The following is a 23,539-nucleotide window of genomic DNA, read 5'->3' on the forward strand; positions in this document are numbered from 1 at the left end:
GATGTGTAATCCTGCGACAACCCGCAACAGGCACCATGCGTCCCTTGAGAAGACCGTAGACCGGTGACGACCAGAAGGAGCAGACCGCGTGGAGTACCCGCCTCGGAATGGGCATGGGGATCGACGTCCCGCCCGGCCTAGGCAGGACGCGCCCGGACGCGTTCCTTCCCGACCGGCCCCGCCTCGGGGGGCTCGCCCGGCACCGGCAGGCCAGGCCGCCGGTCCGCCGCCCCGGCGCCCGGCCCCGCGACGCAAGTCGTTCCGCGGCCCCAAGATCGCCCTCGGCCTCGTCTCGCTGCTGGTGATGGGTCTGACCGGGTACGCGTGGGCCGCGATGGACGGCCTGACCTTCGCGAACGTCGGCATCGGCGCCGACGAGGGCGAGAAGCCCGCGGACGGCGCCCGCGACATCCTGCTCGTCGGCCTCGACAGCCGCACGGACGCCCAGGGCAACCCGCTGTCCAAGGAGGTCCTCGCCCAACTGCGCGCCGGGCAGGCCGACGGCGAGCTGAACACCGACTCGCTGATCTTCGTGCACATCCCGAACGACGGCTCGAAGGCCGTCGCGATCTCGCTGCCGCGAGACTCCTACGTCGACATTCCCGGCGGCTTCGGCAAGCACAAGATCAACTCCGCCTACGCCCGCGCGATGCTCGACGAGCGCAAGAAGCTGCAGGAGAACGGCGTCTCCGACCCGAAGGAACTCGACCAGAAGGCCAACGAGGCCGGGGCGAAGACGCTGATCAAGACGGTCGAGCAGCTGACCGGCTCGACCATCGACAACTACGCCGCCATCAACCTGCTGGGCTTCAGCGAGATCACCCAGGCCATCGGCGGTGTCGACGTCTGCCTCAACGACGACGTCAACGACCAGTTCTCCGGCGCGAAGTTCACCAAGGGCCCGCACACCATCTCCGGGGTGGAGGCGCTCGGCTTCGTCCGGCAGCGCCACGGGCTGCCGCGCGGCGACCTCGACCGCGTCGTCCGGCAGCAGGTGTTCATGGCCGGGATGGCGCGGAAGGTGCTCTCGGCGGGCACGCTCGCGAACCCGGGCAGGCTCAACGACCTGATCGCGGCCATCAAGAAGTCGGTCGTGCTCAACCAGAACTGGGACATCTTCGGCTTCGCGCAGCAGATGAAGGGCCTCACCGGCGGTCAGCTCGAGTTCCGGACGATCCCGATCGTCAACATCGAGTACAAGACCCCGAACGACGGCGTCGCCATCCAGGTCGACCCGAAGCAGGTCAAGGACTTCGTCCAGGGGCTCGCGGGCCCGCAGCCCGGTGAGCAGCCGCCGCCGTCCGCCGAGTCGCCCAACAAGGCGACCACGGTCGACGTCCGCAACTCCACCAACCGGGACGGCCTGGCCTCGACGGTGCTGAAGCAGCTCGTCGACAAGGGCTTCACCGCGGGCGACACGGCCACCGCGACAGCGCGCAAGAAGACGGTGGTCTGGGTCGCCAAGGGCGAGAAGGCGGCGGGCCAGGCGGTCGCGGACGCGCTCGGCGGCAATCCGACCGTCCAAGAGGACAAGAGCGTCGAAGCCGGGCACGTGATGGTCTTCCTCGGCTCGGACTTCAAGGCGCCGGGCGGCGCGGAGGGCACCGGTTCGTCGCAGAACGCCGCCGGTTCCCAGGCCGCCCCTCCCTCGCCCGAGCAGTCCGACGAGAAGCCGATCACCGCCGAAGGCGTGCCCTGCGTCAACTGACGCGCTCTCCGAACCGGTTTTCTTCACCCGTTCGGCCCAACAGGACAAAATCGGTATGAAAAGCACCCCCGAAACCGCGTAAGAGCGGGCGACCTGCCGACTTTCATACACGTGAGTGCGCTCGTCCCGCTTTTTGTCACAGGGACGAGCCGGTGGAGAAGGTTGGCAAGGCAGGGGATGGGGAGTGCTGATCGACGCTGAGAGCTATCAGCGGATACTCGGGGACGAGCTCCGCAAGCTCCGCCGTAAACGTGGCTGGACACGCAAGGAACTGAACCAGCATCTGCAGAGCGAGATCTCGCTCCAGACGCTGGCCACCTACGAGCTGGGCACCCGGCACTGTTCCGTGGTGCGGCTGGTGGAACTGTGCCTCGCGATGGACGAGCTGCCACAGGACCTGCTGGCCAAGGTGCATCGCCGGGTGTTCGTGGATGAACCGGGCCGTGTCCGGATCGACCTGCGCCTGGTGATCAAGGACGACCAGCAAGAACTGCTCCCACTGCGACGGTGGGCGGACGACCGGCTCAAGCGGTCGGGTGACAACGGCTCCGCCGAGGTCCATCTCGACTTCGCGGCGCTGGAACGGATGGCCGAACTCTGCGGCATCCCCACCGTCGATCTCATCGGAAGGCTTCGCCGGCTCAACCCCTCATGAGCGCGGCATTCCCCGGTCCGTGAAGGCCATGCCCCCCATCTTGGCTTTCACGGACCCTCCCCACTTCGCGTGAAGGCCCCCTTCCCTCGGCCATGGTTTGAATGACCAGCAGAGGGAAGGGGGCCTTCACGCGCGTTCGTGGTCCTCAGCCGAGGAGTTCGTAGTCCTCGCGGCGCACCTTGCGGGTGTCGAGCCAGTACCGCCAGGTGAAGCCCGGCCAGATCGTCCGGTTGACGCCCTTCGCGTCGAGGTACCAGCTCTTGCAGCCGCCCTGGGTCCAGATGCCCTTGGCGAGTTTGCGCTGGATGTCGCCGTTGAAGCGCTCCTGCGCCTCCGGCCGCGGGTCGAGCGCCTTGCCCCGCGCGAGCCGCAGCGCCTGCGCGACGTAGGAGATCTGCGCCTCGATCATGAACACCACGGAGTTGTGTCCCAGCCCGGTGTTCGGGCCGAGCAGGAAGAACAGGTTCGGGAACCCGGACACGGTGATGCCCTGATACGTCCGCATGCCCTCGGCCGCCCACTCCTTGCCGAGGTTGCGCCCGTCGCGGCCGATGATCTCCAGGTCGTCGAAGGCGTCGGTGACGTGGAAGCCGGTGCCGTAGATGATCGCGTCGACCTCGTGCTCGACGCCGGCGCCGTCGACGACGCTGTGCTCGCGGACCTCTTTCACGCCGTCGGTGACGACGTCGACGTTGTCCCGCGCGAGGGCCGGGTAGTAGTCGTTGGAGACCAGCACCCGCTTGCAGCCCATGGTGTAGTCCGGCGTCAGCTTCCGGCGCAGCTCGGGATCCTTGACGCTCTTGAAGATGTTGCGCTTCGCGATGCGCTGGCCGATCTTCATCATCCACGGCTGCCCGTTGAAGCCGATCGCCCGGGCTTCCAGGCCCCAGTAGAGGACGTCGCGGAAGGCTCGCTGAAGCAGCGGGACCGAGCCGAACGCCTTCCGTAGTGCTTCCGGCATCTCGCGGTCCGGTTTCGGCATGATCCACGGCGGGGTCCGCTGGAAGAGCGTCAGCTCGGCGACGTCCTTCGCGATCCGGGGCACGAACTGGATCGCGCTCGCGCCGGTGCCGACCACGGCGACCCGCTTGCCGGCCAGGTCGTAGTCGTGTTCCCACTGCGCGGAGTGGAACGCGCGCCCCTTGAAGCGCTCGATGCCGGGCAGCTTCGGGATCTGCGGCAGGTGCAGCGCGCCGACCCCGGCGACCAGCGCGGGCGCGACGAACTCCTCGCCCGACTTCGACGCGACGTGCCAGCGGTTCTCGTCGGCGTCCCAGCGGGCGCCGGTCATCTCCTGGCCGAAGCGGATGAAGCGGTGGAGGTCGTACTTCGCGGCGACGTCGCGCATGTAGCGCCAGATCTCCGGCTGCGGCGAGTACGCCCGGGACCAGCCGGGGTTCTGCTCGAACGAGAACGAGTACATATGCGAGGGGATGTCGCAGGCGCAGCCGGGGTAGGTGTTGTCCCGCCACGTGCCGCCCACGTCGTCGGCCTTCTCCAGGATGACGAAGTCCTCGCGGCCCTCTTTCCGCAGCTGGATGGCCATGCCCAGCCCGGAGAAGCCGGTTCCGACGATGACGACCCCGGTCTCGGTGCGGTTGCCCATGCCCGACCTCTCGCTCGTATTACCTGTTACCGGGAGTTCACCTTACTTGAAGTAGGTTACCTTCGGTAGAGTGTCGTGGTGACGACGGCGAAGCGCAAACGCATGCCCCGGGCAGACCGGATGCGACAAATGATCGAAATCGCCGAGGAAGTCTTCTCCGAACGCGGCTACAGCGCGGCGTCGATGGACGACATCGCGGAGCGGGTCGGGGTCTCCAAGCCGATGCTCTACGAGTACTTCAACTCGAAAGAAGGACTGCTGCTGGCCTGCATCCAGCAGTCGCGGACGGCGCTGCGCGAGGTCACCGAACGGGCGACCGTCGGCGCGACGTCCGCCGAGGACGCGCTGCGGCGCGGCCTGCTCGCCTTCTTCGTCTTCATCCGGGAACGACGGCAGGCCTGGTCGCTGCTCCGCCACGAGATGGTGCTGATCGGGACCGGCGCCGCCGACGAGATCGAGCAGACCCGGCGCCAGCAGACCGACCTGATCGCCGCGCTGATGAGCGGCTACTTCGACTCGGGCGACGACCTGCGCGCCGAGGCGTCCGCGGAATTCGTCGTCGGCGCGTGCGAACGGCTCGCGATCTGGTGCGAGCGACACGAGGACGTCAGCCCCGAACTGGCGACCGAATACGCGATGGACGTCCTCTGGTCGGGCCTGTCCGCGAGGGCCCGCTGAAACGACTGTGAAGATGCGCGTGCATTAGGCCATTCGGTCGTCACTCAGAGCACATTGCCGCCAGTGTCTTGTGACACAGAGTTGTCCTACTGTATCGATGACACTGTAGAAACTCTGATGGACAGTCACGGCCTCGGTCAGGAGGGGGCGCCACCACCCGAAAGTGGCGTCATGACGAGTGCGTGGCGAAGTCCACAGAGTGACGCATGCTCGCGAGGAGAGGGGTGAGGCGGATGACCGAACCGATCACCGCGTCGTACGTCCAGGAGGACGACGACTGGAAGGTCACGGTCAGCGGCTCCGGCAAGGAACTGACCGGTCGCGCGCCGGGCATCATCGCCGCGCGGGACCGGGCCGACCAGCTGGTCGAGAAACTGTCCCCGCCGGAACGGTCGACGGTGGTGCACCTGCTCAACGGCAGTGCGCTCGACTTCACCGCGGCCTACATGACGGCGAGGCTGACGCTCCCGGAGATCGAACCGCTCGAGGTTCCTCCCCCGGCGAACGGCAAGGCCAAGGAGAAGACCGGCGGCAAGCCCCCGGTGCCCCAGGGCAAGGAACTCCCCAAGGTCGTCGACGAGGCGAAGACCGAGCAGAAGCCCGAGCCTGCCAAGACACCCGCCAAGGCGGCCCAGACCTCCTGAGACCTACTTCAGGAGTTTGCGGATCAGCAGCACGCCGATCAGCACCGCCCCGCCGATGAGCGGGTACTTCACCTTGGGCTCGTCCAGCTTCGCGCGCAGACCGGTCTTCGCGGAATCCACCAGCTTCGCGGGGTTCGCCTTCGTGCCCAGCTGGTCGAGCGTGGCGACCAGCGCGCTCCTGGCCTGCTCGATCTCACGCTCGATGGTCTCGGGATCGCGAGCCACGTGTCCTCCTCGCCGCGACGGACTTGCTGGAAGCCCACGTTAGAGGACGCCGCCCTCTTCAGTGGCACCGGCCACGCCGAGAAGGGCCGATCGTGTCGCACGCTACGATTTCGGGGCAGCACTGGGGGCCCGTAGCCCAATTGGCAGAGGCACACGGTTTAGGTCCGTGCCAGTGAGAGTTCGAGTCTCTCCGGGCCCACCCAGCACGTCCGGCTTCGGAAGCGCCTTAAACGGTCAACCGCATGAGGTCCTTCCCCACGGTCACCTTCCCGCGATACCCGCCCCTGCGTGCGCCGAGCCGGGCCCGCCGCTCCCACGCCGCGTGCGGCTGGAAATCGCCGATGTGGCTGAGCACGAGGGAACCGGCACCCGACTGACGGGCCACCGTGCCCAGGTCCAGGACGTCGGTATGGGTCTCCCGGATGTGCTCCACGAACTCCTCCGAAGCTCCGTGCTCGTGCCACCATTGCGGGTCGTTGGCCTCGTGCACGAGCAGGTCCGCGCCGGCGGCCAGCGTGGGGATGTTCGGCGTCAGGGTGGTGTCCCCGGAGAAGACCACGGAGCCGCGCTCGGTCTCGAACCGGTACGCCAGGCTGGGGAAGACGGCGCCGTGCGACACCAGGATCGCCGTCACCTCGATGTTTTCGTCGCGCATCACGGGGAAGGGCTTCATGGCGGGCGCCGTGTCGCCGATCGGTGACACGCCCACGTCCGGCAGCTCGATCTCGTGCACCCGAAGCGTGGTGGCCGGGTCGAAGCCGATCCCTTCGGCGATGAACGTGTTGCTGGAGTAGGCGAAAGCCTCGTTGGAGAGCCTCGTCAGATCGGCGAGGCCGGGAGTCGGGCGGTGGGGCGCGACCCACTTCGCGCCGGGACGGTCGGGAAGCGCCCCTGCGCTGGGCGGGCCGTACACGTCGATGGTCGGTACACGGCCGGTCGTGGACATGATCAGAGGTGCCATGAACGACGCGAAGGTGAAGTAGTCGGCGATGTGATCGGCGTGGAGGTGGGTGATGAAGATGCCCTTCAAGCGCGCCGGGTCCAGCCCCGAACGCACGTACTGCGACACCGCGCCGAGCCCGCAGTCGATCAGGTAGACGTCACCGCGAACGACGAGCGCGCTCGAAATGCCGAATCGTCCACGCGAGGGCGTCGGGCCCGCGCCGGTCCCGAGCATGACCAGCTCGGTCCCGCCGGCCGGCGTGGTGCGCGGTTCCGCCGCTCCGGCCACGGCCGGGGACAAGGCTCCGACCGTGGCCATACCCGCCGCGAGGGCGCTCGACCGCAGAATCGTCCGCCTGGTCAGCGGACCTGGTACCTGGGGCTTCGGTTCGCGATTCATGACACGACGATCGCGCGGACGCACCCTGCCTCGCGTCGGCGAGAACCACCTAACTCCGGCGATCAGCGCCGCCATGCCTTGACGAGCTCGTCCGGGCCGAAAGTGGCCGCCAGCGGCAGTCCTTCCTCGACACCGCTGCGGGAGACGGCGACCAGCGGAGTGCTGTGGTCACGTCCTGGGATCGACATGGATCCGGCGATGAGGCTTTCCAGCTCGCGCTTCCCGAAAAGGTCGTTTTCCAGCCACTTGATCGAGCCGGTGAACGCGATGCGAGTCGCGGCGGGCCGTTCACGGTCGACGCCGACCAGGTCGATCTCCGGGTTGTTCTGCCTGTTCCACCAGCCACCGACGAATTCCGCTTCGGGCAGGCGGTCGTCGGGCAGCAGCCGGGAGAGACCGGTCCGGATGACTGGTTCGACGGCGCGGCCCCGCCACGATGTCCACGATCGTTCGATCCGTGCGGCGACCAGATCGCCTCGACCGCGTTCGACTTCGGCGATCCCCCGCTGCAGGAAGGCCAACCAGAACCGAAGGTACGAGTCTTCGATCCGGTAGCGCTTGTTCTTGGTATCGGGACGGATGGCAAGCGGATTGTCGACGGCGACGATGCGTTTGGCCGTCAAGCTGTTCAAGATGGGTGCGAGGGTGCCCGACGGGATCGGGTCCCCGGCTCCGATCCGGTTGGCGATCGTGCTGAACGTCCGTTCGCCGGTACCGATCGCCTCAAGAGCCGAGCGGCTGTGCGATGGCTCGGGGACTTCACCGAGCAACGAAAGCTCCCCGGCCATCAGCAAGGGAGAGAGCGGGTCCGCGAGCTGATCGCGCAAGAAGGCCTTCCGGTCGATGCCCGGCTTCCAGCGTTGGACGATCTCAGGAAAGCCTCCGGTGATCAGGAACGCGTCGATCGCCTCCGCCGATTCGAGCGAGGTCATCTCCTGCACGTCGCCGGGATCGAGAGGGCGGACAAGCATGCGGGCGGCACGACCATGAAAGGGGCGACCGTACTCCTGCAGGGACTCCATCATCGAAAGATCACTGCCGACGAGCAGCAGAAGCACAGGCTTGGCGGACAGGTACCGATCCCAAACGGTCTGAAGGGCACCCTCGAACTCGCTGTCCCGCTCAACGAGCCAAGGCACCTCATCCAGGACGACGATGCTCGGTTCATGTTCGGGAACAGCGACCGCCAGGGCGCGCAAGGTCTGGTTCCAGTCAGCGCCGGCCGCTCCGGCGACGAGATCAGCACCGGGGAGCGCGGACTGGGCCAGCGCCGCGATGAAGTCGCCGCGCTCGGCAGCCGGATTCCGGCCACGGGAGGCCTGAAAGACCACGTACGGCACATCTGAGCGGTCGCAGAACTCCTGAACCAAGCGGGACTTCCCCACACGACGGCGACCCGTGACGATCACGGCTTGCCCAGGGGTCGTCGCGACCGCTTCGCGAACCACTCGCAACCGCCTGCTCAGCAGCGCCAGATCGTTCGAACGCCCTTGAAATCTCACAAACTCTGACCTTACCTAAGTATGATTGAATCTTACTTAGATTGAATCATACTTTACCCGGCCCGGCGAGGCGATCCGCCCCATGCGAGCCGACGGTCCTCACTTCGGCAAGCCCAAGTAGTCGATGGTACTCTGGTACCCGAGGGTCAATCGGCCTCATTCGAGGAGGGGTCAGAAAATGGCTGCCGCCACCGCGCCCATCAAGGTGGATGCCGCGACCGATGAACTCGTGTCCCACGCGGCTCACTTCTTGTCGCGCTCGAAAAAGGACATCGTCGATGCCGCCGTCCGCGAGTACATCGACGCACACCGCGACGAGATCAACGCTGGGATCAAAGCCGCCCTCGGACAGCTCAACGGCACCGACGCGGCCGCGGTCTCCCTGCTCACCGGATTCAGCGGTGAGGAACTCGATGAACTCGGCGGAGTACCGAAGTAGCTCGGCTCGCATCGGTTGTTCCGGCCGACAGCCCGTTCTCTAGCATTTGATCATGACTCAGGTCACAGTCGGCGTCCGTCCGACCAAGAGATGCCTTGCCGATCTCGGACTTCCTTTGCCGGACCTCGGCCACCCGCTCGACGAGATCGACAATCCGATCGTCGTCACCGCTCAGGCTGTCCCGGCACTTCGCGACGCCGGTGGGGCTCAGCGGATCTTGTCACTGCACGACCGCGTGTGGTTCAAGGTCAAAACCAGCGATCGCCGAGCAGTCGTGACCCGGCTGCTCGGCGATGACCTGCCGGACGGACTTCCGCACGAAGTCGGCGCCTGGTGGATCGGCGCGGCCGGACATCGTCAAGCCGAAAGTCCGCAACGTGACTTCTACGAATCGATCAGGCGCGAGTGCACCGAAGGCAAGACCGTTTCGACCACTCGCCTCCTCCCCATCGTCTGGGATTGGAAGCGCCTCAGTGGCGAGCAAGCAGTGGCCTGGCGACGTGAGATGAAGCGACTTGTCATCCACCTCATCGCCTTGTCCCTCACCATCGGCGAACTCGCCGTGGCCGAATTCCAGCACCACCGCATCAAGGCTCTTGTCCGCATCGATGACGGCCACGAGGCATACCTGGCGATCATCGCCGAAGGAATCCCGGATCCGGAGATCTTCGCCCTGCTCCTCGACTGCGTTCCCGGCGTCACGAAGGACGATTGGCAACCCGAGCCGTCCGAACTGGCGGCGATGGAACCGGCCCCCGGTGAGATCGTCTGGTCGACTCTCTTCCCGTCGGAAATCGCGAGCACGATTCTCGAACTCGACGCGGATCAGCGGACGCGGTCGTAGACCAGCGCCATCTCTCCCAGTTCCCCGACCTCCTGATAAGCCAGCGTCCACTTCGAAGCCGGCAGGCCGTCGACGAACAGCCGCTGCCCGCCGCCGGTGATCTCGGGGCAGATCATCAGGTACAGCCGGTCGACGAGGTCGTCCGCCAGCAGGGCCTTGATGACGCTCGCGCTGCTGTTGACCAGGATGTCGCCCTCACCGTTCGCCTTCAGGTCGGCGATGACGTCGGCGGCCGGGGCGTCGACGATGCGGGCGCGGTCCCAGGGCGCTTCGGTCAGGGTCGTGGAGAAGACGACCTTTTCGGCGTCCACCAGCCATTTCGCGTAGGCGCGGTCGCGTGGGTCGGCGTTCTCGTCGGCGGCGATCGTCGGCCAGAAGCCCAGGAATCCTTCGGCGTTCAGTCTGCCGAGCACCGCGGTGGTCGCGGTTTCGTGAATGCGGCCGAGGTGAGCGCGGGCGACGTCGGTGGTGGCGTACGAAACGATCGCGCCCATGTCGCCGGGGCCGCCCGGGCCGCTGTAGTGGCCGTCGAGGCTGAGGCCGATGTTCGCGGTGACGCGGCGGCCGGTCGGGTTCGTCATGTCGTTCAGTCCTTTTCCTGAGTGAGCCGGGTTGCGAGGTTGTCGAGCACCTGGCCCCAGCCGGTTTCGATCCCGGCGATGAAAGGCACGGCCTCGACGGTGGTTTCGGTGATGCGCAGGTCGAGCCGGAGCCGGGTCCCGCCCGGCGCCTCGGTGAAGTCCAGGGCGTAGTGCCCGGTGAAAAAGGTGTCCCCCTTGGCGTCCAGCACCGAGAGGTCGAATTCGAGGTGTTCGAATTCGGACGCGGCGCGGACCTCGCCCGCAGAGCGATATCGCCCTTCCGCGTCGCGGTAGTCGAGCACCGCCCGGCCACCGGGCCAGGGCTCGATGACGCAGTCGGTGACGGTCATCGAGGGCGGCGCCCACCACGACGCCAGCAGTTCGGGCTCGATCCAGTGCCGCCAGACATCGTTGCGCGGGGCGGTGAGCAGCCGGTCGAACGAGAACGCCCGCCCGTCCGCCCACCGGTCACGGTCCGCGGCCGCCGCGCTCTCGCTGATCGCTGCCTGATAGCGCGTGAGGACATCGCGCTCGCCCTCGTTCGCCTCGATGGTCGCGATCAGCGCCCGCAGCCGGTCTTCGAAGTCCTTCAGCCGGGCGGCCTCGACCGCGTAGACGCGACGCTGCCCGAGCGGGAAGACCGTCACGAGACCGGCGCGCGCGAGGGTCTGGAGGTGCTTGGTGGTCTGCGGCTGCCGCAGACCGGTCAGCTCGGCGAGCTCACCGACGGACCGGGGCCGCTCGGCGAGAAGCTCGACGATGCGCCACCTCGCTCCGTCTCCCAGGGCTGCTGCGATCTGCTCCATGCCGAGAAGTATTCATGCAGCAGAATATTCTTGTCAAGGAATATCTTGGCGGTGGAACTCCAGCAGGCTGCGCTCCCCGGTCAGCGTGGTGAGGGAGTCGAAGACCAGACCGTGCGCGGCGGCGAGTTCGCGGAGCTCGTCGAGGCGCCGCTCGCGGCCGCCGTAGAGCACGAGCATGACCAGGTCCCACTCGGTTTGCGCCCCGAGCCCGCCGACGGCCTCGATGACCAGGACGCGCCCTCCCGGACGGACCGCCTCGGCACACCTGGCCAGGATCCGATGGGCGTGCTCGTCGTCCCAGTCGTGGAGGATGTCCGACAGTAGGTACGCGTCCGCGCCCGCCGGGAGCGGATCGAAGAAGCTGCCCGCGGTGACCTCGATCCGGTCTTCGAGCCCCCGCTCACGCAACTCCTTCTCGGCGGCGGCAGCGGTGGGCGCGAGATCGACGAGATTCCCGCGCACCGAGGGATTGGCCGCCAGGATCGCGGCGAGCAGACTGCCGTGACCCCCGCCGACGTCGACGATCGTGTCGAACCGGGACCAGTCGAAACCGGCGACGAGACCCGGCACCTGGGTCAGGAACCGCTGCGTCATCTGCCGGTCGAAGCTCTCCCGCAGCCGGGGCTGCTCGGCCAGATCGGTCCAGAAATCCTTGCCGTAGCGGCGGATGTAGCCCGCCTGGCCGGTGGCGACGCTGTGCGCGAGTTCGATGAACGCTAGTTCGCCCCGCCCGCCGGCGGCGTTCATGTCGAGGAGCCCGGCGAGTCCGTTTCCGGCGTCGGCGCGGAGTTTCGCTCCGTATTCGGTGGTGCGGTAGCCGTCCGGCGTCCGTTCGAGGACGCCGAGGGTGGTCAGGTGCCCCAGCAGCAGATCGAGCGCGAGCGGGGATTGGCCGAGTTCCGCCGCCAGTTCGGCGGCGGCCGCGCCTTCACCGGTCAACCGGTCCGGCAGTCCGAGGGTGACCGCGACCCGCAGCGCCATCGGCGTCGCGAGCCCGGCCAGCCGGAGGAATTCTTGCCTGTCCTTGTCATGAGTGGTCACGACTGTCGACTTTGGCAGTGCGGTCAAGCGAAAATCAGGCGGCGATTTCCCGGACCGCGGCGATCAGGCGATCGATTTCCTCCTCGGTGTTGTAGCCGTGCGGCGAGATCCGGAGCCCGCCGGATCTCGCCGAGCACGCGATCCCCCGCGCCTTGAGCCGTTCCGTCGGCAATGGAGCCGGTATCCCGTCGACGTGCACGGACACGATTCCCGAGCGATACCCGGCGTCGCGGTCCGAAAGCACTGTCGCACCGATTCCGGCGACGTTCGGCATGCCGCCTTCCAGCCTTCGGGCCGTCACGTCGGGAACGTAGGCCGGGTTGTCCCAGCCCTCCCGGTGTACGACCGAGTTCCAGCCCGGCTCCAGCGGCCGCAGCAGGTCCAAACAGGACTCCCGCACGTAGAACCGTGTCCACTTACGGCGTCAGCGTCCGTCCGGTCAGGCCCGCGGTCTCCACCGCCTCGACGTAGCTCCGCGCGACGACCGACGCCGGAGTGCCACCGTCCGGTTCGCCGAGCGCGGCGAGCGTTTCGCTCACCCAGCCGGGGCTGACGACGTTGACGCGGAGACCGCGGGGCAGTTCGCGGGCCGCGGTGGCGACGAACGCTTCGAGGCCTGCGTTGGTCAGGACGCCGAACGCGCTGCCGCGCAAGGTCTCCGGGATCCGCCCCGCGGTCAGCGTGACCGAACCGCCGTCCGGCAGACGCGGGATCGCGTGCCGCAGCAGGAACACCTGGCCGAGCAGTTTCCCTTGCAGCCCTTGGACGAACTCTTCGTCGGTGCCGCCGTCGACCGGAACCAGCGAGCCGCTTCCCGCGCAGCACACGACATGGTCCATCCCCGGTTCGGCGTCGAAGACCGCGTCCAGCGTGGCGGGCCGCTCGACGTCCACCCTGAGCTCGCCGGAACGGGACGCGGGGAACACGGTGTGCCCGCGTGCGGTGAGTGCTTCGGAGACCGCGGCACCGATCGTCCCGGTGGCGCCGACAACAAGGATCTTCATACCCGCACCGTAATGCCGTCGCGGCGCCGTAGTCGCAGAACAGCCAAAGCACCCAGGCCGGCGGTGACGACGGCGCAGACGTAACCCACCGTCGAGAAGGCGACGCCGAAGGCCTCCCGCGCGGCTCCGCGCACCGCCTGTCCGGTGTCCGGCGGCAGCCCCGCGGCGACCCGTTCGGCCACGGTGTGACTTTCCCGGGCGGCGTCACCGATTCCCGGTGGCAGCAGACCGTCCAGCCGCAGCCGGTAGACGGCGGTGACGAGGGTGCCCATGACCGCGATTCCCAGCGCCACGGCGAGTTCGCCGCACGTCTCCGAGAGCGCGGCCGCGGCTCCCGCATGCTCCTCCGGCGCCGCTCCCACCACGAGGTCCGTGGTGAGCACGGTCGCCGGGCTCAGCCCGAACGCGGCGAGCGCGCCACCCACGATGACCGTCCACAGTGGATCGTCCGAACCGGACTGCGCCAGCACGAGATAGCCCGCCAGCGAGACGAACGCACCGGTGGCGATCACGGTGGCGGCCCCCCAGCGGGCCGCGAGGGCGGGCGCGGCGAGGGAACCGCCGATCGCGGACAACGCCATCGGCGCCGTGAGCAGGCCCGCCCGCAACGGAGACAGCCCGACGGCCATCTGCAGGAACTGCGGCACCAAGAAGTTCACCGCCGTGATGGTGAAGATCCCGATCGTCAGCAGGGTCAGCGCGGCGCGGAAGACGCGGGACGCGAACAGGCCGGGCGCCACGAGCGGATTCGGGATCGCCCGCTGGCGCCGGACGAACACGGTGCCGGCGACGGCTCCGAGAACCAGCACCGAGACGGCGATGACGTCCAGGCCGCCGGCGACGAGTTCCTTGAGCGCGTAGACCAGCGCGATCATGGTGGTCACCGAGAGGACGACGCTGGCTGGATCGACCTTGTCCGGCGCCGCCACCCGGCTTTCGGGCAGGAGCGCGCGGCCGAGCAGCACGACCAGCGCCATCACCGGCACGGCGAACAGGAAGACAGACCCCCACCAGAACACCTGCAGCAGCGCCCCGCCGACCAGCGGCCCGAGCGCGACACCCACGGAGAACGTCGTCATCCAGACGGCGATGGCGGTGGTGCGCTGCCGGTCGTCGCGGAACATGGTGCGGATGAGCGCGAGTGTCGAAGGCATCAGCGTCGCCCCCGCCAGGCCGAGGACGGCTCGCGCGGCGATGAACGTCTCCGGGGAGGTCGCGAACGCCGCCAGTGCCGAGGCTGCGGCGAACGCCACGGAGCCGATCAGGAGCAGCCGCCGCCTGCCGATGCGGTCGCCGACCGCGCCCATCGTCACCAGGAAACCCGCGATCATGAAGCCGTAGACGTCCATCGCCCACAGCCATTGCGTGGGCCCCGGCGCCAGGTCCGCCCCGATGTGCGGCGCGGCGAGGAAGAGCACGCTGACGTCCATGGCCAGCACGAACAAGGGCAGTGCGAGCAGCGCGAGACCGAGCCATTCCCGGCGTCCGGCTTTCGGTTCCATCGTGCCCCCCATTCAGATACGATACGTACCGACTCGAAACCAACGGTACCCGGAAAGGGGCGAATCGGGCAATGAGGCAGGGCGGCCGTCCCCGGGACACGCACATCGACGAAGCGGTGCTGGACGCCGTCTCCGCGATCCTGGAGGAGACCGGATACCGCACGCTGGCCGTCGAACAGGTGGCGAAACGCGCGGAAGTGAGCAAGGCGGCGGTCTACCGGCGCTGGCCGAACCGGCAATCGCTCGTCCTCGCCGAGCTCCGGCGGCGGCTGGGCCGGGTCGTCACGCCGGACACCGGCTGCACCCTGTGCGACCTCACCGAGGCCCTGAACCTGTTCGCGCGGACCTTCACCTGCATGGGGCCGGAGTTCTTCAGCCCGCTGCTCGCGGACTGCTCGGCCGACCCGGACCTGCGGACCACGTTCATGGAGACCCTGTTCGACCCGCCGCGCGAGGCGGTCCGCGCCACGCTCTCACTGGCACTCGAACGCGGTGACCTGCGCGAGGACACCGATCTGACGCTGACCGTCGACACCTTGGCCTCCCTCGTCCACTACCGGCTGCTGTTCGGGCACGCGCCGGTCACCGAGGACGAGCTCGAGCGGGCCGTCACGAGCCTGCTCTCGGGACTGGCACGAGACTTCCCCGCGCTGCGGGCGAAAGCGGGGGTCACCCACGGGATGGCGTGATGCCGGGGATGGATTTCAGCTCGCCGAGGAGCATCGAGCTGACGGCGACGGGATAGTCGTCGAGCGCGTACACCGTCCCGGCGAGCTCGACCCGGACCGGGATCTCCCCCTTGTGCGCCAGCAAAGTCCGCTTCAGTTCGAGGACCACGTCCTCGGTCAGCCTCCCGGCGACGGCGTGCAGCGTCAGCGGCGGTTCCTCGTCCCCCGCCGTGGAAAGGTCGAGCGGGACCAGGCCGCCGCCGAACACGGACATCTTGTCCTCCCGCCAGTTCACCCGGCCACTGACGCGGACGGCGTTGTCCTCGGCCAGATCCGCCACGAACAACGCGTACGCCTTGGGAAAGAACAGCACTTCGAGCGCGGCGTCCAGATCCTCGATCGTGCAGATCGCCCACGGCTCGCCCTTCTTGTTCACCCGCCGCTCCAAGGACGTGATGAGCCCGGCGACGACCAGTTCCCCTTCCCGCGGCGGATTGTCGAGGATCGCTGCGATCGGACGGGGCGCGTGCCTGCGCAGGACGCGTTCCGCGCCGTCGAGCGGATGCGCGGAGACGTACAACCCGAGCATTTCCCTCTCGTAGGTGAGCAGTTCCTTGCGCGGCCACTCCTCGACGCCGAACCTGAGGTGAGCGAGCGGCGAGGTGTCGTCCTGGCTCTCCTCGTCCGCGCCGAAGAGATCGAACTGGCCCATCGCCTGCTTGCGCTTCAACGGCACCACGGCGTCCACCGCGTCCTCGTGCACCCGCAGGATCGAGAGCCGCGTATGCCCGAGCGAGTCGAACGCGCCCGCCTTGGCCAGGGACTCGACGACACGTTTGTTGCAGGCCACCAGTTCCGCCTTGTCGAGGAAGTCGGTGAACGACGCGTACTTTCCCTTCTCCCGCCGCGTCGCGATGATCGAGTCGACGACGTTCGCGCCGACGTTGCGCACCGCGCCGAGGCCGAAGCGGATCGCGTCCCCCACCGCCGAGAACCGGAGCCCCGACTCGTTGACGTCCGGCGGCAGCACCTTGATCCCCAGCCTGCGGCATTCCGAGAGGTAGACCGCCGACTTGTCCTTGTTGTCCCCCACCGAGGTCAGCAGGCCCGCCATGTACTCGGCCGGGTAGTTCGCTTTCAGGTACGCGGTCCAATAACCGACCAGACCGTAACCCGCGGCGTGGGATTTGTTGAACGCGTAACCGGCGAACGGCAGGATCGCGTCCCAGAGGGCCTGCACGGCCTCGCGGGAGAACCCGTTGGCGACCATGCCGTCCCGGAAGCCCTCGAACTCTTTCTCCAGCACCTCTTTCTTCTTCTTGCCCATCGCCTTGCGCAGCACGTCGGCGCGGCCCATGGAATAGCCGGCGACGTCGCGCGCGATCCGCATGATCTGTTCCTGGTAGACGATCAGGCCGTGCGTCTCGGCCAGGATCTCGCGCAGCGGCCCGGCCAGTTCCGGATGGATCGACTCGACCGGCTGCCTGCGGTTCTTGCGGTCCGCGTAGTTGTTGTGCGTGTTCATCGCGATCGGACCCGGCCGGTACAGCGCGTTCACCGCGATGATGTCGCCGAAACCGGTGGGCCCCATGCGGCGCAGCAGATCCCGCATCGCGCCGCCGTCGAGCTGGAAGACGCCGAGACTGTCGCCGCGGGCGAGCAGTGCGTAGGTCGCCGGATCGTCGACGCCGAGGGTGTCGAGATCGATGTCCTCGCCGCGGTTGTCCTTGATGTTGTCCAGCGCGTCCCCTATGACGGTGAGGTTGCGCAGGCCGAGGAAGTCCATCTTCAGCAGGCCGATGGCCTCGCACGACGGGTAGTCCCAGCCGGTGATGACCGCGCCGTCGTCCCGCCGCCACAACGGGATCGCGTCGAGCAGTGGTTCGCTCGACATGATGACGGCGCAGGCGTGGACGCCGGCGTTGCGGATCAGCCCTTCGAGCCCCCGGGCGGTCTCGAAGATCCTGGCCGCCTCGCCGTCGCCTTCCAGCAGCGCGCGGACCTCCGCGGCTTCGGCGTACCGCTCGTGGTCCGGCTCGACGATCCCGGCGAGCGGGATGTCCTTCGCCGCGACAGGCGGCGGGAGCGTCTTCGAGATCCGGTCCGCGATCGCGTAGCCGGTCTGTCCATAATGGACACGTGCGGAGTCCTTGATGGCCGCCTTGGTCTTGATGGTGCCGAAGGTGATCACCTGCGCGACGTGCTCGGCGCCGTACTTTTCGGTGGCGTAGCGGATCATCTCGCCGCGGCGCCGGTCGTCGAAGTCCATGTCGATGTCCGGCATGGAGACCCGTTCGGGGTTGAGGAACCGTTCGAAGAGCAGGCCGAGGTCGATCGGGTCCAGATTGGTGATGCCGAGCGCGTACGCGACGAGCGAGCCCGCCGCCGAACCGCGGCCGGGCCCGACCCGGATGCCGACCTGACGGGCGTGGTTCATCAGGTCGGCGGTGATCAGGAAGTACGCCGGGAAGCCCTTCTCCGCGATCACGCCGATCTCGAAGTCAGCGCGGGCGACGTAGGCGTCGGGGACGCCGTCAGGCAGCCTTCTCCGGAGCCCTGCCGCGACCTCCTCGCGCAGCCAGGACTCCTCGTCGTGTCCTTCCGGGACCTCGAAGACCGGCATGCGGTCGACGTGCCGGTAGACGTCGTCGTAGGGCTCGATCCGTTCGGCGACGAGCAGCGTGGAGTCCGCCGCGCCCGGGACTTCGGCGTCCCAGTACCGGCGCATCTCCTCCGCGGACTTGAGGTAGTAGCCGTCGCCGTCGAACTTGAACCGGCTCGGATCGTCGAGGGTCTTGCCGGACTGGACGCACAGCAGCGCCGAATGTGCGGGCGCCTGATCCTGGGTGACGTAATGCGAGTCGTTGGTGGCCAAGGGTTTCAGTGCGAGACGGCGGCCGATGTCCAGCAGCCCGTCCCGCACGGAACGCTCGATGGGGAGACCGTGGTCCATCACTTCCAGGAAGAAGCCGTCCGCGCCGAAGATGTCGCGGTAGTCCGAGGCCGCCTGGATCGCCTCGTCCGGCTGGCCGAGCCGGAGCCTGGTCTGCACCTCGCCGGACGGGCAACCGGTGGTGGCGATGACGCCTTCGTGGTGCCGGGCGAGGAGCTCCCGGTCCATCCGGGGCTTGCGGTAGTAGCCCTCCAGGCTGGCCAGAGAGGACAGCTTGAACAGGTTCCGCAGCCCGGTCGCGTTCTCCGCCAGCATGGTCATATGCGTGTACGCACCGCCGCCGGAAACGTCGCCGCCGTCACCGCGCCGCCCCCAGAACACCGGCTTCTTGTGGAAACGCGACTCGGGCGCGAGGTAGGCCTCGATGCCGATCACCGGTTTGAGCCCGGCCTGGACGGACTGCCGGTAGAACTCGTCGGCGCCGTACATGTTCCCGTGGTCGGTCATGCCCACCGCGGGCATGCCGAGCCGCTGGGCCTCGGCGAACAGCGGCGCGATCTTGGCCGCGCCGTCGAGCATCGAGTACTCGGTATGAACGTGCAGGTGCACGAAGGAGTCCACCGTTCCACTCCCGACAGTTGTACGATTCCGGTCCGACGCGGCGATTGGACCCAAGGCGCACCGGTGCTGTCCAACAAGCGACACGCGAGCGTCCACAACCGGAAGTTGTAGGGAGGGAACACGGTGGAGCTCGACCTGGGCGCAGTACGCGCGTTCGTCGCGGTGGCCGAGGACCGGTATTTCAGCGAGGCGGCGATCCGGCTGGAGGTGAGCCAGCAGGCGATCTCCAAACGGGTCGCCAAGCTCGAAGCCGATCTCGGCGTGCGGCTGCTGTCGCGGACGCGTGGCGGGGCCGAGCCGACCGAGGACGGCGAGGAGTTCCTCGTCCACGCTCGCGCGCTGATCAGCCTCGCGGACCAGGCCGTCGAACGACTTCAGGGCAGGCGGCGCCCGCTGCGCGTCGACGTCCTCGGCACCCGGCTGGCGACCATGGAGGTGATCCGGGCGTTCCACGCCGACCACGACGACGAACTGGAACTCGTCACGCCCGGCTTGGGCGCGCCGCGCCGGTCGATGCCGCCGGACTCGGTCGACGCCGCCTTCGCGCGCGTCAACACCGTGACGGACCCGGGGATCGGCCGTGTCCCCGCCTATCTGGAGCCGGCGAACCTGCTGGTCGGACGGCGGCATCCGCTCGCGCGGCGGCGGCGGATCGCGATGGCGGAGCTCGCCGGTCTGACGGCCTGGATGCCCTACAACGCGCGGGCCAGCGAATGGGCGGAGTTCTGGGCGGAACTGTGCCCGGCGTTCGGCATCCTCGTCGACACCGACGGCCCGAACTTCGGGCTCGAACACCACATCGAGGTCCTCGGCCGGTCGAAGGACCGCATCGGTTTCGTCGGCGCGAAGATGCACGTGCCCTGGCATCCGGACGTCGTCCAGATCCCGCTCACCGACCCGACGCCGGTGTACCCGTTCTCGCTGCTGTGGAGGCACGACAACCGGCACCCGACGCTGCCGCTGCTCATCGAGCACGTGCGGTCCTCCTACCGGCCCTTCGATCCGGAACGGCAGTGGCTCCCGGTGGCGGACCGGGAGGCCATGAGCACCTGACTGCAGGATGCGCGGAAGGCCGCCGGTGCGGAAAAGTGAGGCCATGGGGTTGATCGGCGCCAGGGTGACCCGGCAGGAGGACGTCCGGCTGCTCACCGGCCGGGCGCGGTACATCGACGACGTCCGGCTGCCGGGGATGCTCGAAGCCGCCGTCCTGCGCAGTCCTCATCCCCACGCGCGGATCGTGCGCGTCGACACCAGTGCCGCGGAGGCTCATCCCGGGGTGTTCTCCGTGGTCACCGGGGAAGACGTGCGGGCCGCCACGAAGGCGCCGCAACCGGTGATCTGGTCGAACCTGCCGGACATGCGGGTCTCCGAGACCCACGCGCTGGCCGTCGGCAAGGTGCGGTATCCCGGCCAGGGCGTCGCGGCCGTCGCGGCGATCGACCGGGCGACCGCCGAAGACGCGCTGGAACTGATCGAGGTCGAGTACGAGGAACTCCCGGCCGCGAGCACTCTCGAACACGCGCTGGCGGACGACGCGCCCAAGCTCTACGAGGACTGGCCGAGCAACGTCGCCGGCACCGGGACCATCCCGATGGGTGACGTGGCCGCCGCGTTCGCCGAGGCCGACGTCGTGCTCACCGAGTCGTTCCGCTTCGCGCGCCAGATGGGCACGCCGATCGAAACACGCGGTGTGGTGGCGACCTGGGACCCGTTCACCGACCGGCTCGACGTCTGGCTGGCGACGCAGGCGCCCACTCTCGCGCGGGAACTGTTCGGCGAGGTCTTCGGGCTCTCGATGGACCGCGTCCGCGTACGCACTCCCGACGTCGGCGGCGGCTTCGGGAACAAGTTCGACTTCTATGGCGAGGAGGTCGTCGCGGCGATCCTCTCGCGACGCACGGGGAAACCGGTCAAGCTCATCGAAGACCGGGCGGAGAGCTTCGTCGCCACCGCGCACTCGCGCGAGCAGAAGATCGACGTCGAGCTCGCGGCCAAGGACGACGGCACGATCACCGGCCTGCGCGCCACGGTGTACGGCGTCCTCGGTGGTGTGCTCGGGTCCGCCGGCGCCAGTCCGTGCTGGACGACGACAGCGTTGCTGACCGGGCCGTACGCGATCCCGAACGTGGAACTGACCCTCGTGGCCGTGATGACGAACCGGTCGCCCTACGGGTCTTTCCGCGGTTACGGGCTGCCGAAGGCGAACTTCGTGCACGAACACCTGGTGGAACAGCTGGCGAAACGGCTCGGCATGGACGCGCACGAGGTGCGGCGCAAGAACTTCATCCCACCGGAGGCCTTTCCCTACCAGAGCCCGGTGTTCGTCTACGACAGCGGCCGCTACGAGGACTGCCTGGAGCTCTGCCTGAAGGCCGTGGAGGACGCGGGCTGGGCGGAGCGCCGCGGAAACGGTGCCGGCATCGGGTACGCGTTCCACAACGAACTGACCGGGTTCGGGCCGAGCCGGATCGTCAACCTCGCCGGTTTGGGGCATTCCGGCTTCGACGAAGAGGTCGTGCGGGTCGACTCGACCGGGCACGTGACCGTCCACACCGGACTGTCCGCGATCGGCCAGGGGATCCACACGACACTGGCGCAGGTGGCCGCGCACACCCTCGGCGTCCCGCTCGACCACGTCACCGTCGTTTCCGGGGACACCGACAGCTGCCCGTACACCGGCTACGGCACGGCGGCGAGCCGCGGGGCGGCCGTCGGCGGCGCGGCCGTGCTGAACGCCTCGACCAGGCTGCGGGCGAAGATCCTGCGGGTGGCAGGCCACATCCTGGAGGTCTCGCCCGATGATCTGTCCCTTGAGGACGGTGTCGTGTCGGTGAAGGGCGTACCGGGCAAGGAGGTCACGCTGGCCGCGATCGGCGACGCGGCGTACCGGCGGCTGAACGGCGTCTGGCCGGAAGACGAGACGCCGACGCTGGAGGAGCGCGAGGTCTACGACCCGGTCAACGTCGCGACGTCGTTCGGCTGCACCGCCGTCCTCGCCGAAGTCGACCGGGAGACCGGCGTCGTCACGCTGCTGGACTACCTGATCGCACACGACTGCGGCACCGTCATCAACCCGACGATCGTGGACGGCCAGCTGCACGGCGGCGCGGCGCAGGCGATCGGCGGCGCGCTGTACGAGGAGCTGGTCTACGGCGCCGACGGGCGGATGGAGACCACTTCGTTCACCGGGTACCTGCTGCCGACCGCGACCGAGGTCCCGCCGTTCTCCGTGTCGCATATGGCCACCCCCGCCGAGCACGTTCCCGGCGGGTTCAAGGGGATGGGCGAAGCGGGCGTGATCGGCGGTGGCGCGGCGATCGCGCACGCGGTCGAGGACGCGCTGCGCGAATACGGCGTCGACATCACTTCGCTGCCGATCACGCCGCCACGGCTGCTGGCCGCGATGAAGCGGGGAGCGCGCCGGTGAAGGCCGCGCCGTTCGAGTACTTCCGGGCCACGTCGCTCGACGACGCCATCGAAGCGCTGGCGGGCACGCCGGACGCGCGGGTGCTGGCGGGCGGCCAGAGCCTGGTGCCGTTGCTGAACCTGCGTCAGGCCCGCCCCTCGCTGGTGGTGGACATCAACCGGGTCGGCGGGCTTTCCTTCCTGCGTGAGGAGAACGGACGGCTGGAGATCGGCGCGCTCACCCGGCACCGCGCCGTCGAGACGTCCGGCGTCGTCCGGTCCGCGGTCCCGCTGCTCGCCGAGGCTCTCGGTTTCGTGGGGCACGTGGCCATCCGGAACCGCGGCACGATCGGCGGCAGCCTCGCGCACGCGGACCCGGCCGCGGAGCTGCCCGCGGTGATGGTGGCGCTCGACGCCGAGTTCGCGCTGCACGGACCGGAGGGCGAACGGGTCGTCGCCGCGCGCGACTTCTTTCTCGGCCCGTATCGCACCGCACTGGGCCCTGGCGAACTCCTGACCCGGATCTCGGTGCCGCGGCACCAGGGCGGCTGGGCGGTCGAGGAACTGAGCCGCCGCAGCCGCGATCTCGCGCTGGTCGCCGTCTTCACCACCGTGACGATGTCCGGCGGCGCCTGCGAAACCGCGCGGATCGCCGTCGCGGGCGCGGGGCCCACGCCGATCCGGGCCACCGCCGCCGAAGAGTCCCTCGCCGGCGGCCCGCTGACGGACGACGCGATCGCTCTCGCCGCGGACCTCGTCGCGGCGGCGACCGATCCTCCCGGCGACCTCCACGCCCCCGCCGATTACCGGCGTGAGATGGCGGCCGTCCTGACCCGGCGGGCGATCGCGCGAGCCAAGGAGGGCGCATGATCACGGTCACGCTGACGGTGAACGGCCGGACCTACCGCGCCGCCTGCGAACCGCGGCGGACGCTGGCCGACTTCCTGCGCCACGACCTGGGATTCACCGGGGTGCACGTCGGCTGCGAACACGGCGTCTGCGGCTCGTGCACGATCACCCTCGACGGCGCGAGCGCGCGTTCGTGCTGCCTGCTGGCCGTCCAGGTGGACGGGTCGGAGATCGTCACCGTCGAGGGGCTGGCCGGGAACGGGGAACTGCATCCGCTGCAGGAGTCGTTCCGGAAGCACCACGGGCTGCAGTGCGGTTTCTGCACACCCGGGATGCTGGCGACGGCGAGGGAACTGCTGAGGGAGAACCCGGATCCGACGGACGCCGAGATCCGGCAGGGGATCTCGGGGAACCTGTGCCGGTGCACGGGTTACCAGTTCATCGTGGACGCCATCCGGGACGCGGCCGGAGATCCGTGAAGGCCTCCTTCCCTACTCTGAAGGTAGGGAAGGAGGCCTTCACGGAT

The 23,539-nt window shown here is 68.5% G+C and carries 21 protein-coding genes, 1 tRNA gene and 1 pseudogene; 12 read left to right on the top strand and 11 right to left on the bottom strand.

Features of this window, described 5'->3' with window-relative positions; genetic code table 11:
* Positions 1-88: 88 nt before the first annotated feature.
* A complete protein-coding gene (locus IE302_RS14450) occupies positions 89-1,708 on the top strand; it encodes an LCP family protein (RefSeq protein WP_444541940.1) in 1,620 nt (539 codons plus the stop codon).
* Between the two features lie 184 nt (positions 1,709-1,892).
* Positions 1,893-2,363: a helix-turn-helix domain-containing protein gene (locus IE302_RS14455; protein WP_191255042.1), complete on the top strand. Its 471-nt coding sequence runs from the start codon at positions 1,893-1,895 to the stop codon at positions 2,361-2,363.
* Between the two features lie 145 nt (positions 2,364-2,508).
* Here IE302_RS14455 and IE302_RS14460 read toward each other — a convergent pair whose 3' ends face one another.
* Entirely contained in the window at positions 2,509-3,969 is a 1,461-nt protein-coding gene (locus tag IE302_RS14460) for a flavin-containing monooxygenase (RefSeq protein ID WP_191255043.1), read from the bottom strand.
* Positions 3,970-4,089: 120 nt separating this feature from the next.
* On the opposite strand from IE302_RS14460, the gene IE302_RS14465 reads away from it, so the two are divergent.
* Both IE302_RS14465 and IE302_RS14470 read left to right on the top strand, forming a co-directional pair.
* Positions 4,090-4,647 carry a TetR/AcrR family transcriptional regulator gene (locus IE302_RS14465; protein WP_191255044.1) on the top strand — a complete coding sequence of 186 codons (558 nt, stop codon included), beginning with the start codon at positions 4,090-4,092 and terminating at the stop codon, positions 4,645-4,647.
* Positions 4,648-4,880: 233 nt separating this feature from the next.
* Complete coding sequence (locus IE302_RS14470) at positions 4,881-5,291, top strand: hypothetical protein (RefSeq protein WP_191255045.1); 411 nt, start codon at positions 4,881-4,883, stop codon at positions 5,289-5,291.
* Positions 5,292-5,294: 3 nt separating this feature from the next.
* Here IE302_RS14470 and IE302_RS14475 read toward each other — a convergent pair whose 3' ends face one another.
* The gene (locus IE302_RS14475; RefSeq protein WP_191255046.1) at positions 5,295-5,516 is read right to left on the bottom strand and encodes a DUF3618 domain-containing protein; all 222 of its coding nucleotides are present in this window, start codon (positions 5,514-5,516) and stop codon (positions 5,295-5,297) included.
* 125 nt (positions 5,517-5,641) lie between these two features.
* On the opposite strand from IE302_RS14475, the gene IE302_RS14480 reads away from it, so the two are divergent.
* Positions 5,642-5,715: transfer RNA gene (locus IE302_RS14480), tRNA-Leu, on the top strand.
* Positions 5,716-5,742: 27 nt separating this feature from the next.
* On the opposite strand, the gene IE302_RS14485 is transcribed toward IE302_RS14480, so the two are convergent.
* Both IE302_RS14485 and IE302_RS14490 read right to left on the bottom strand, forming a co-directional pair.
* The gene (locus tag IE302_RS14485) at positions 5,743-6,858 is read right to left on the bottom strand and encodes an MBL fold metallo-hydrolase (RefSeq protein ID WP_191255047.1); all 1,116 of its coding nucleotides are present in this window, start codon (positions 6,856-6,858) and stop codon (positions 5,743-5,745) included.
* 62 nt (positions 6,859-6,920) lie between these two features.
* Entirely contained in the window at positions 6,921-8,360 is a 1,440-nt protein-coding gene (locus tag IE302_RS14490; protein ID WP_191255048.1) for an ATP-binding protein, read from the bottom strand.
* Positions 8,361-8,538: 178 nt separating this feature from the next.
* Here IE302_RS14490 and IE302_RS14495 point away from each other — a divergent pair, with 178 nt between their 5' ends.
* Together IE302_RS14495 and IE302_RS14500 are read left to right on the top strand one after the other, a co-directional pair.
* Positions 8,539-8,799 (top strand): hypothetical protein, encoded by a 261-nt coding sequence (locus IE302_RS14495; RefSeq protein ID WP_191255049.1) that lies wholly within the window; start codon positions 8,539-8,541, stop codon positions 8,797-8,799.
* A gap of 52 nt (positions 8,800-8,851) precedes the next feature.
* Positions 8,852-9,643: a hypothetical protein gene (locus IE302_RS14500; protein ID WP_191255050.1), complete on the top strand. Its 792-nt coding sequence runs from the start codon at positions 8,852-8,854 to the stop codon at positions 9,641-9,643.
* On the opposite strand, the gene IE302_RS14505 is transcribed toward IE302_RS14500, so the two are convergent.
* The 6 genes and pseudogenes from IE302_RS14505 to IE302_RS14530 all read right to left on the bottom strand — a co-directional run bounded on the left by IE302_RS14505 (position 9,625) and on the right by IE302_RS14530 (position 14,589).
* Positions 9,625-10,224, bottom strand: coding sequence for a dihydrofolate reductase family protein (locus IE302_RS14505; protein WP_191255051.1), 600 nt, complete (start codon positions 10,222-10,224; stop codon positions 9,625-9,627). The two genes, IE302_RS14500 and IE302_RS14505, sit on opposite strands and share 19 nt — an antisense overlap.
* Before the next feature lie 5 nt (positions 10,225-10,229).
* Complete coding sequence (locus IE302_RS14510) at positions 10,230-11,030, bottom strand: metalloregulator ArsR/SmtB family transcription factor (protein ID WP_191255052.1); 801 nt, start codon at positions 11,028-11,030, stop codon at positions 10,230-10,232.
* Positions 11,031-11,063: 33 nt separating this feature from the next.
* Entirely contained in the window at positions 11,064-12,071 is a 1,008-nt protein-coding gene (locus IE302_RS14515) for a methyltransferase (protein WP_191255053.1), read from the bottom strand.
* A 34-nt stretch (positions 12,072-12,105) separates the two neighbouring features.
* Positions 12,106-12,477, bottom strand: a pseudogene (locus IE302_RS14520) (aminotransferase class V-fold PLP-dependent enzyme); the annotation flags it as partial.
* Positions 12,478-12,487: 10 nt separating this feature from the next.
* Positions 12,488-13,075 carry an SDR family oxidoreductase gene (locus IE302_RS14525; protein WP_191255054.1) on the bottom strand — a complete coding sequence of 196 codons (588 nt, stop codon included), beginning with the start codon at positions 13,073-13,075 and terminating at the stop codon, positions 12,488-12,490.
* Positions 13,072-14,589 (bottom strand): MFS transporter, encoded by a 1,518-nt coding sequence (locus IE302_RS14530; RefSeq protein ID WP_191255055.1) that lies wholly within the window; start codon positions 14,587-14,589, stop codon positions 13,072-13,074. Before IE302_RS14530 ends, IE302_RS14525 begins: the two co-directional genes overlap by 4 nt.
* A gap of 59 nt (positions 14,590-14,648) precedes the next feature.
* Between IE302_RS14530 and IE302_RS14535 the strand changes: the two genes are divergently transcribed.
* Entirely contained in the window at positions 14,649-15,266 is a 618-nt protein-coding gene (locus IE302_RS14535; protein WP_191255056.1) for a TetR/AcrR family transcriptional regulator, read from the top strand.
* Here IE302_RS14535 and dnaE read toward each other — a convergent pair.
* The gene (dnaE, locus tag IE302_RS14540; protein ID WP_191255057.1) at positions 15,247-18,759 is read right to left on the bottom strand and encodes a DNA polymerase III subunit alpha; all 3,513 of its coding nucleotides are present in this window, start codon (positions 18,757-18,759) and stop codon (positions 15,247-15,249) included. The genes IE302_RS14535 and dnaE overlap by 20 nt on opposite strands.
* A gap of 123 nt (positions 18,760-18,882) precedes the next feature.
* On the opposite strand from dnaE, the gene IE302_RS14545 reads away from it, so the two are divergent.
* The 4 genes from IE302_RS14545 to IE302_RS14560 are packed head-to-tail and all read left to right on the top strand — an operon-like array spanning position 18,883 to position 23,492.
* Entirely contained in the window at positions 18,883-19,812 is a 930-nt protein-coding gene (locus tag IE302_RS14545) for a LysR family transcriptional regulator (protein ID WP_191255058.1), read from the top strand.
* 43 nt (positions 19,813-19,855) lie between these two features.
* The gene (locus IE302_RS14550) at positions 19,856-22,186 is read left to right on the top strand and encodes a xanthine dehydrogenase family protein molybdopterin-binding subunit (RefSeq protein WP_191255059.1); all 2,331 of its coding nucleotides are present in this window, start codon (positions 19,856-19,858) and stop codon (positions 22,184-22,186) included.
* Positions 22,183-23,034, top strand: a complete 852-nt coding sequence (locus tag IE302_RS14555) for an FAD binding domain-containing protein (protein ID WP_191255060.1) — start codon at positions 22,183-22,185, stop codon at positions 23,032-23,034. The genes IE302_RS14550 and IE302_RS14555 overlap by 4 nt, the downstream gene beginning before the upstream one ends.
* The gene (locus IE302_RS14560; protein WP_191255061.1) at positions 23,031-23,492 is read left to right on the top strand and encodes a (2Fe-2S)-binding protein; all 462 of its coding nucleotides are present in this window, start codon (positions 23,031-23,033) and stop codon (positions 23,490-23,492) included. Before IE302_RS14555 ends, IE302_RS14560 begins: the two co-directional genes overlap by 4 nt.
* The last annotated feature ends 47 nt before the right edge of the window (positions 23,493-23,539 follow it).

The sequence above is a fragment of the Amycolatopsis oliviviridis genome (assembly GCF_014654365.1).
Classification (GTDB): domain Bacteria; phylum Actinomycetota; class Actinomycetes; order Mycobacteriales; family Pseudonocardiaceae; genus Amycolatopsis; species Amycolatopsis oliviviridis.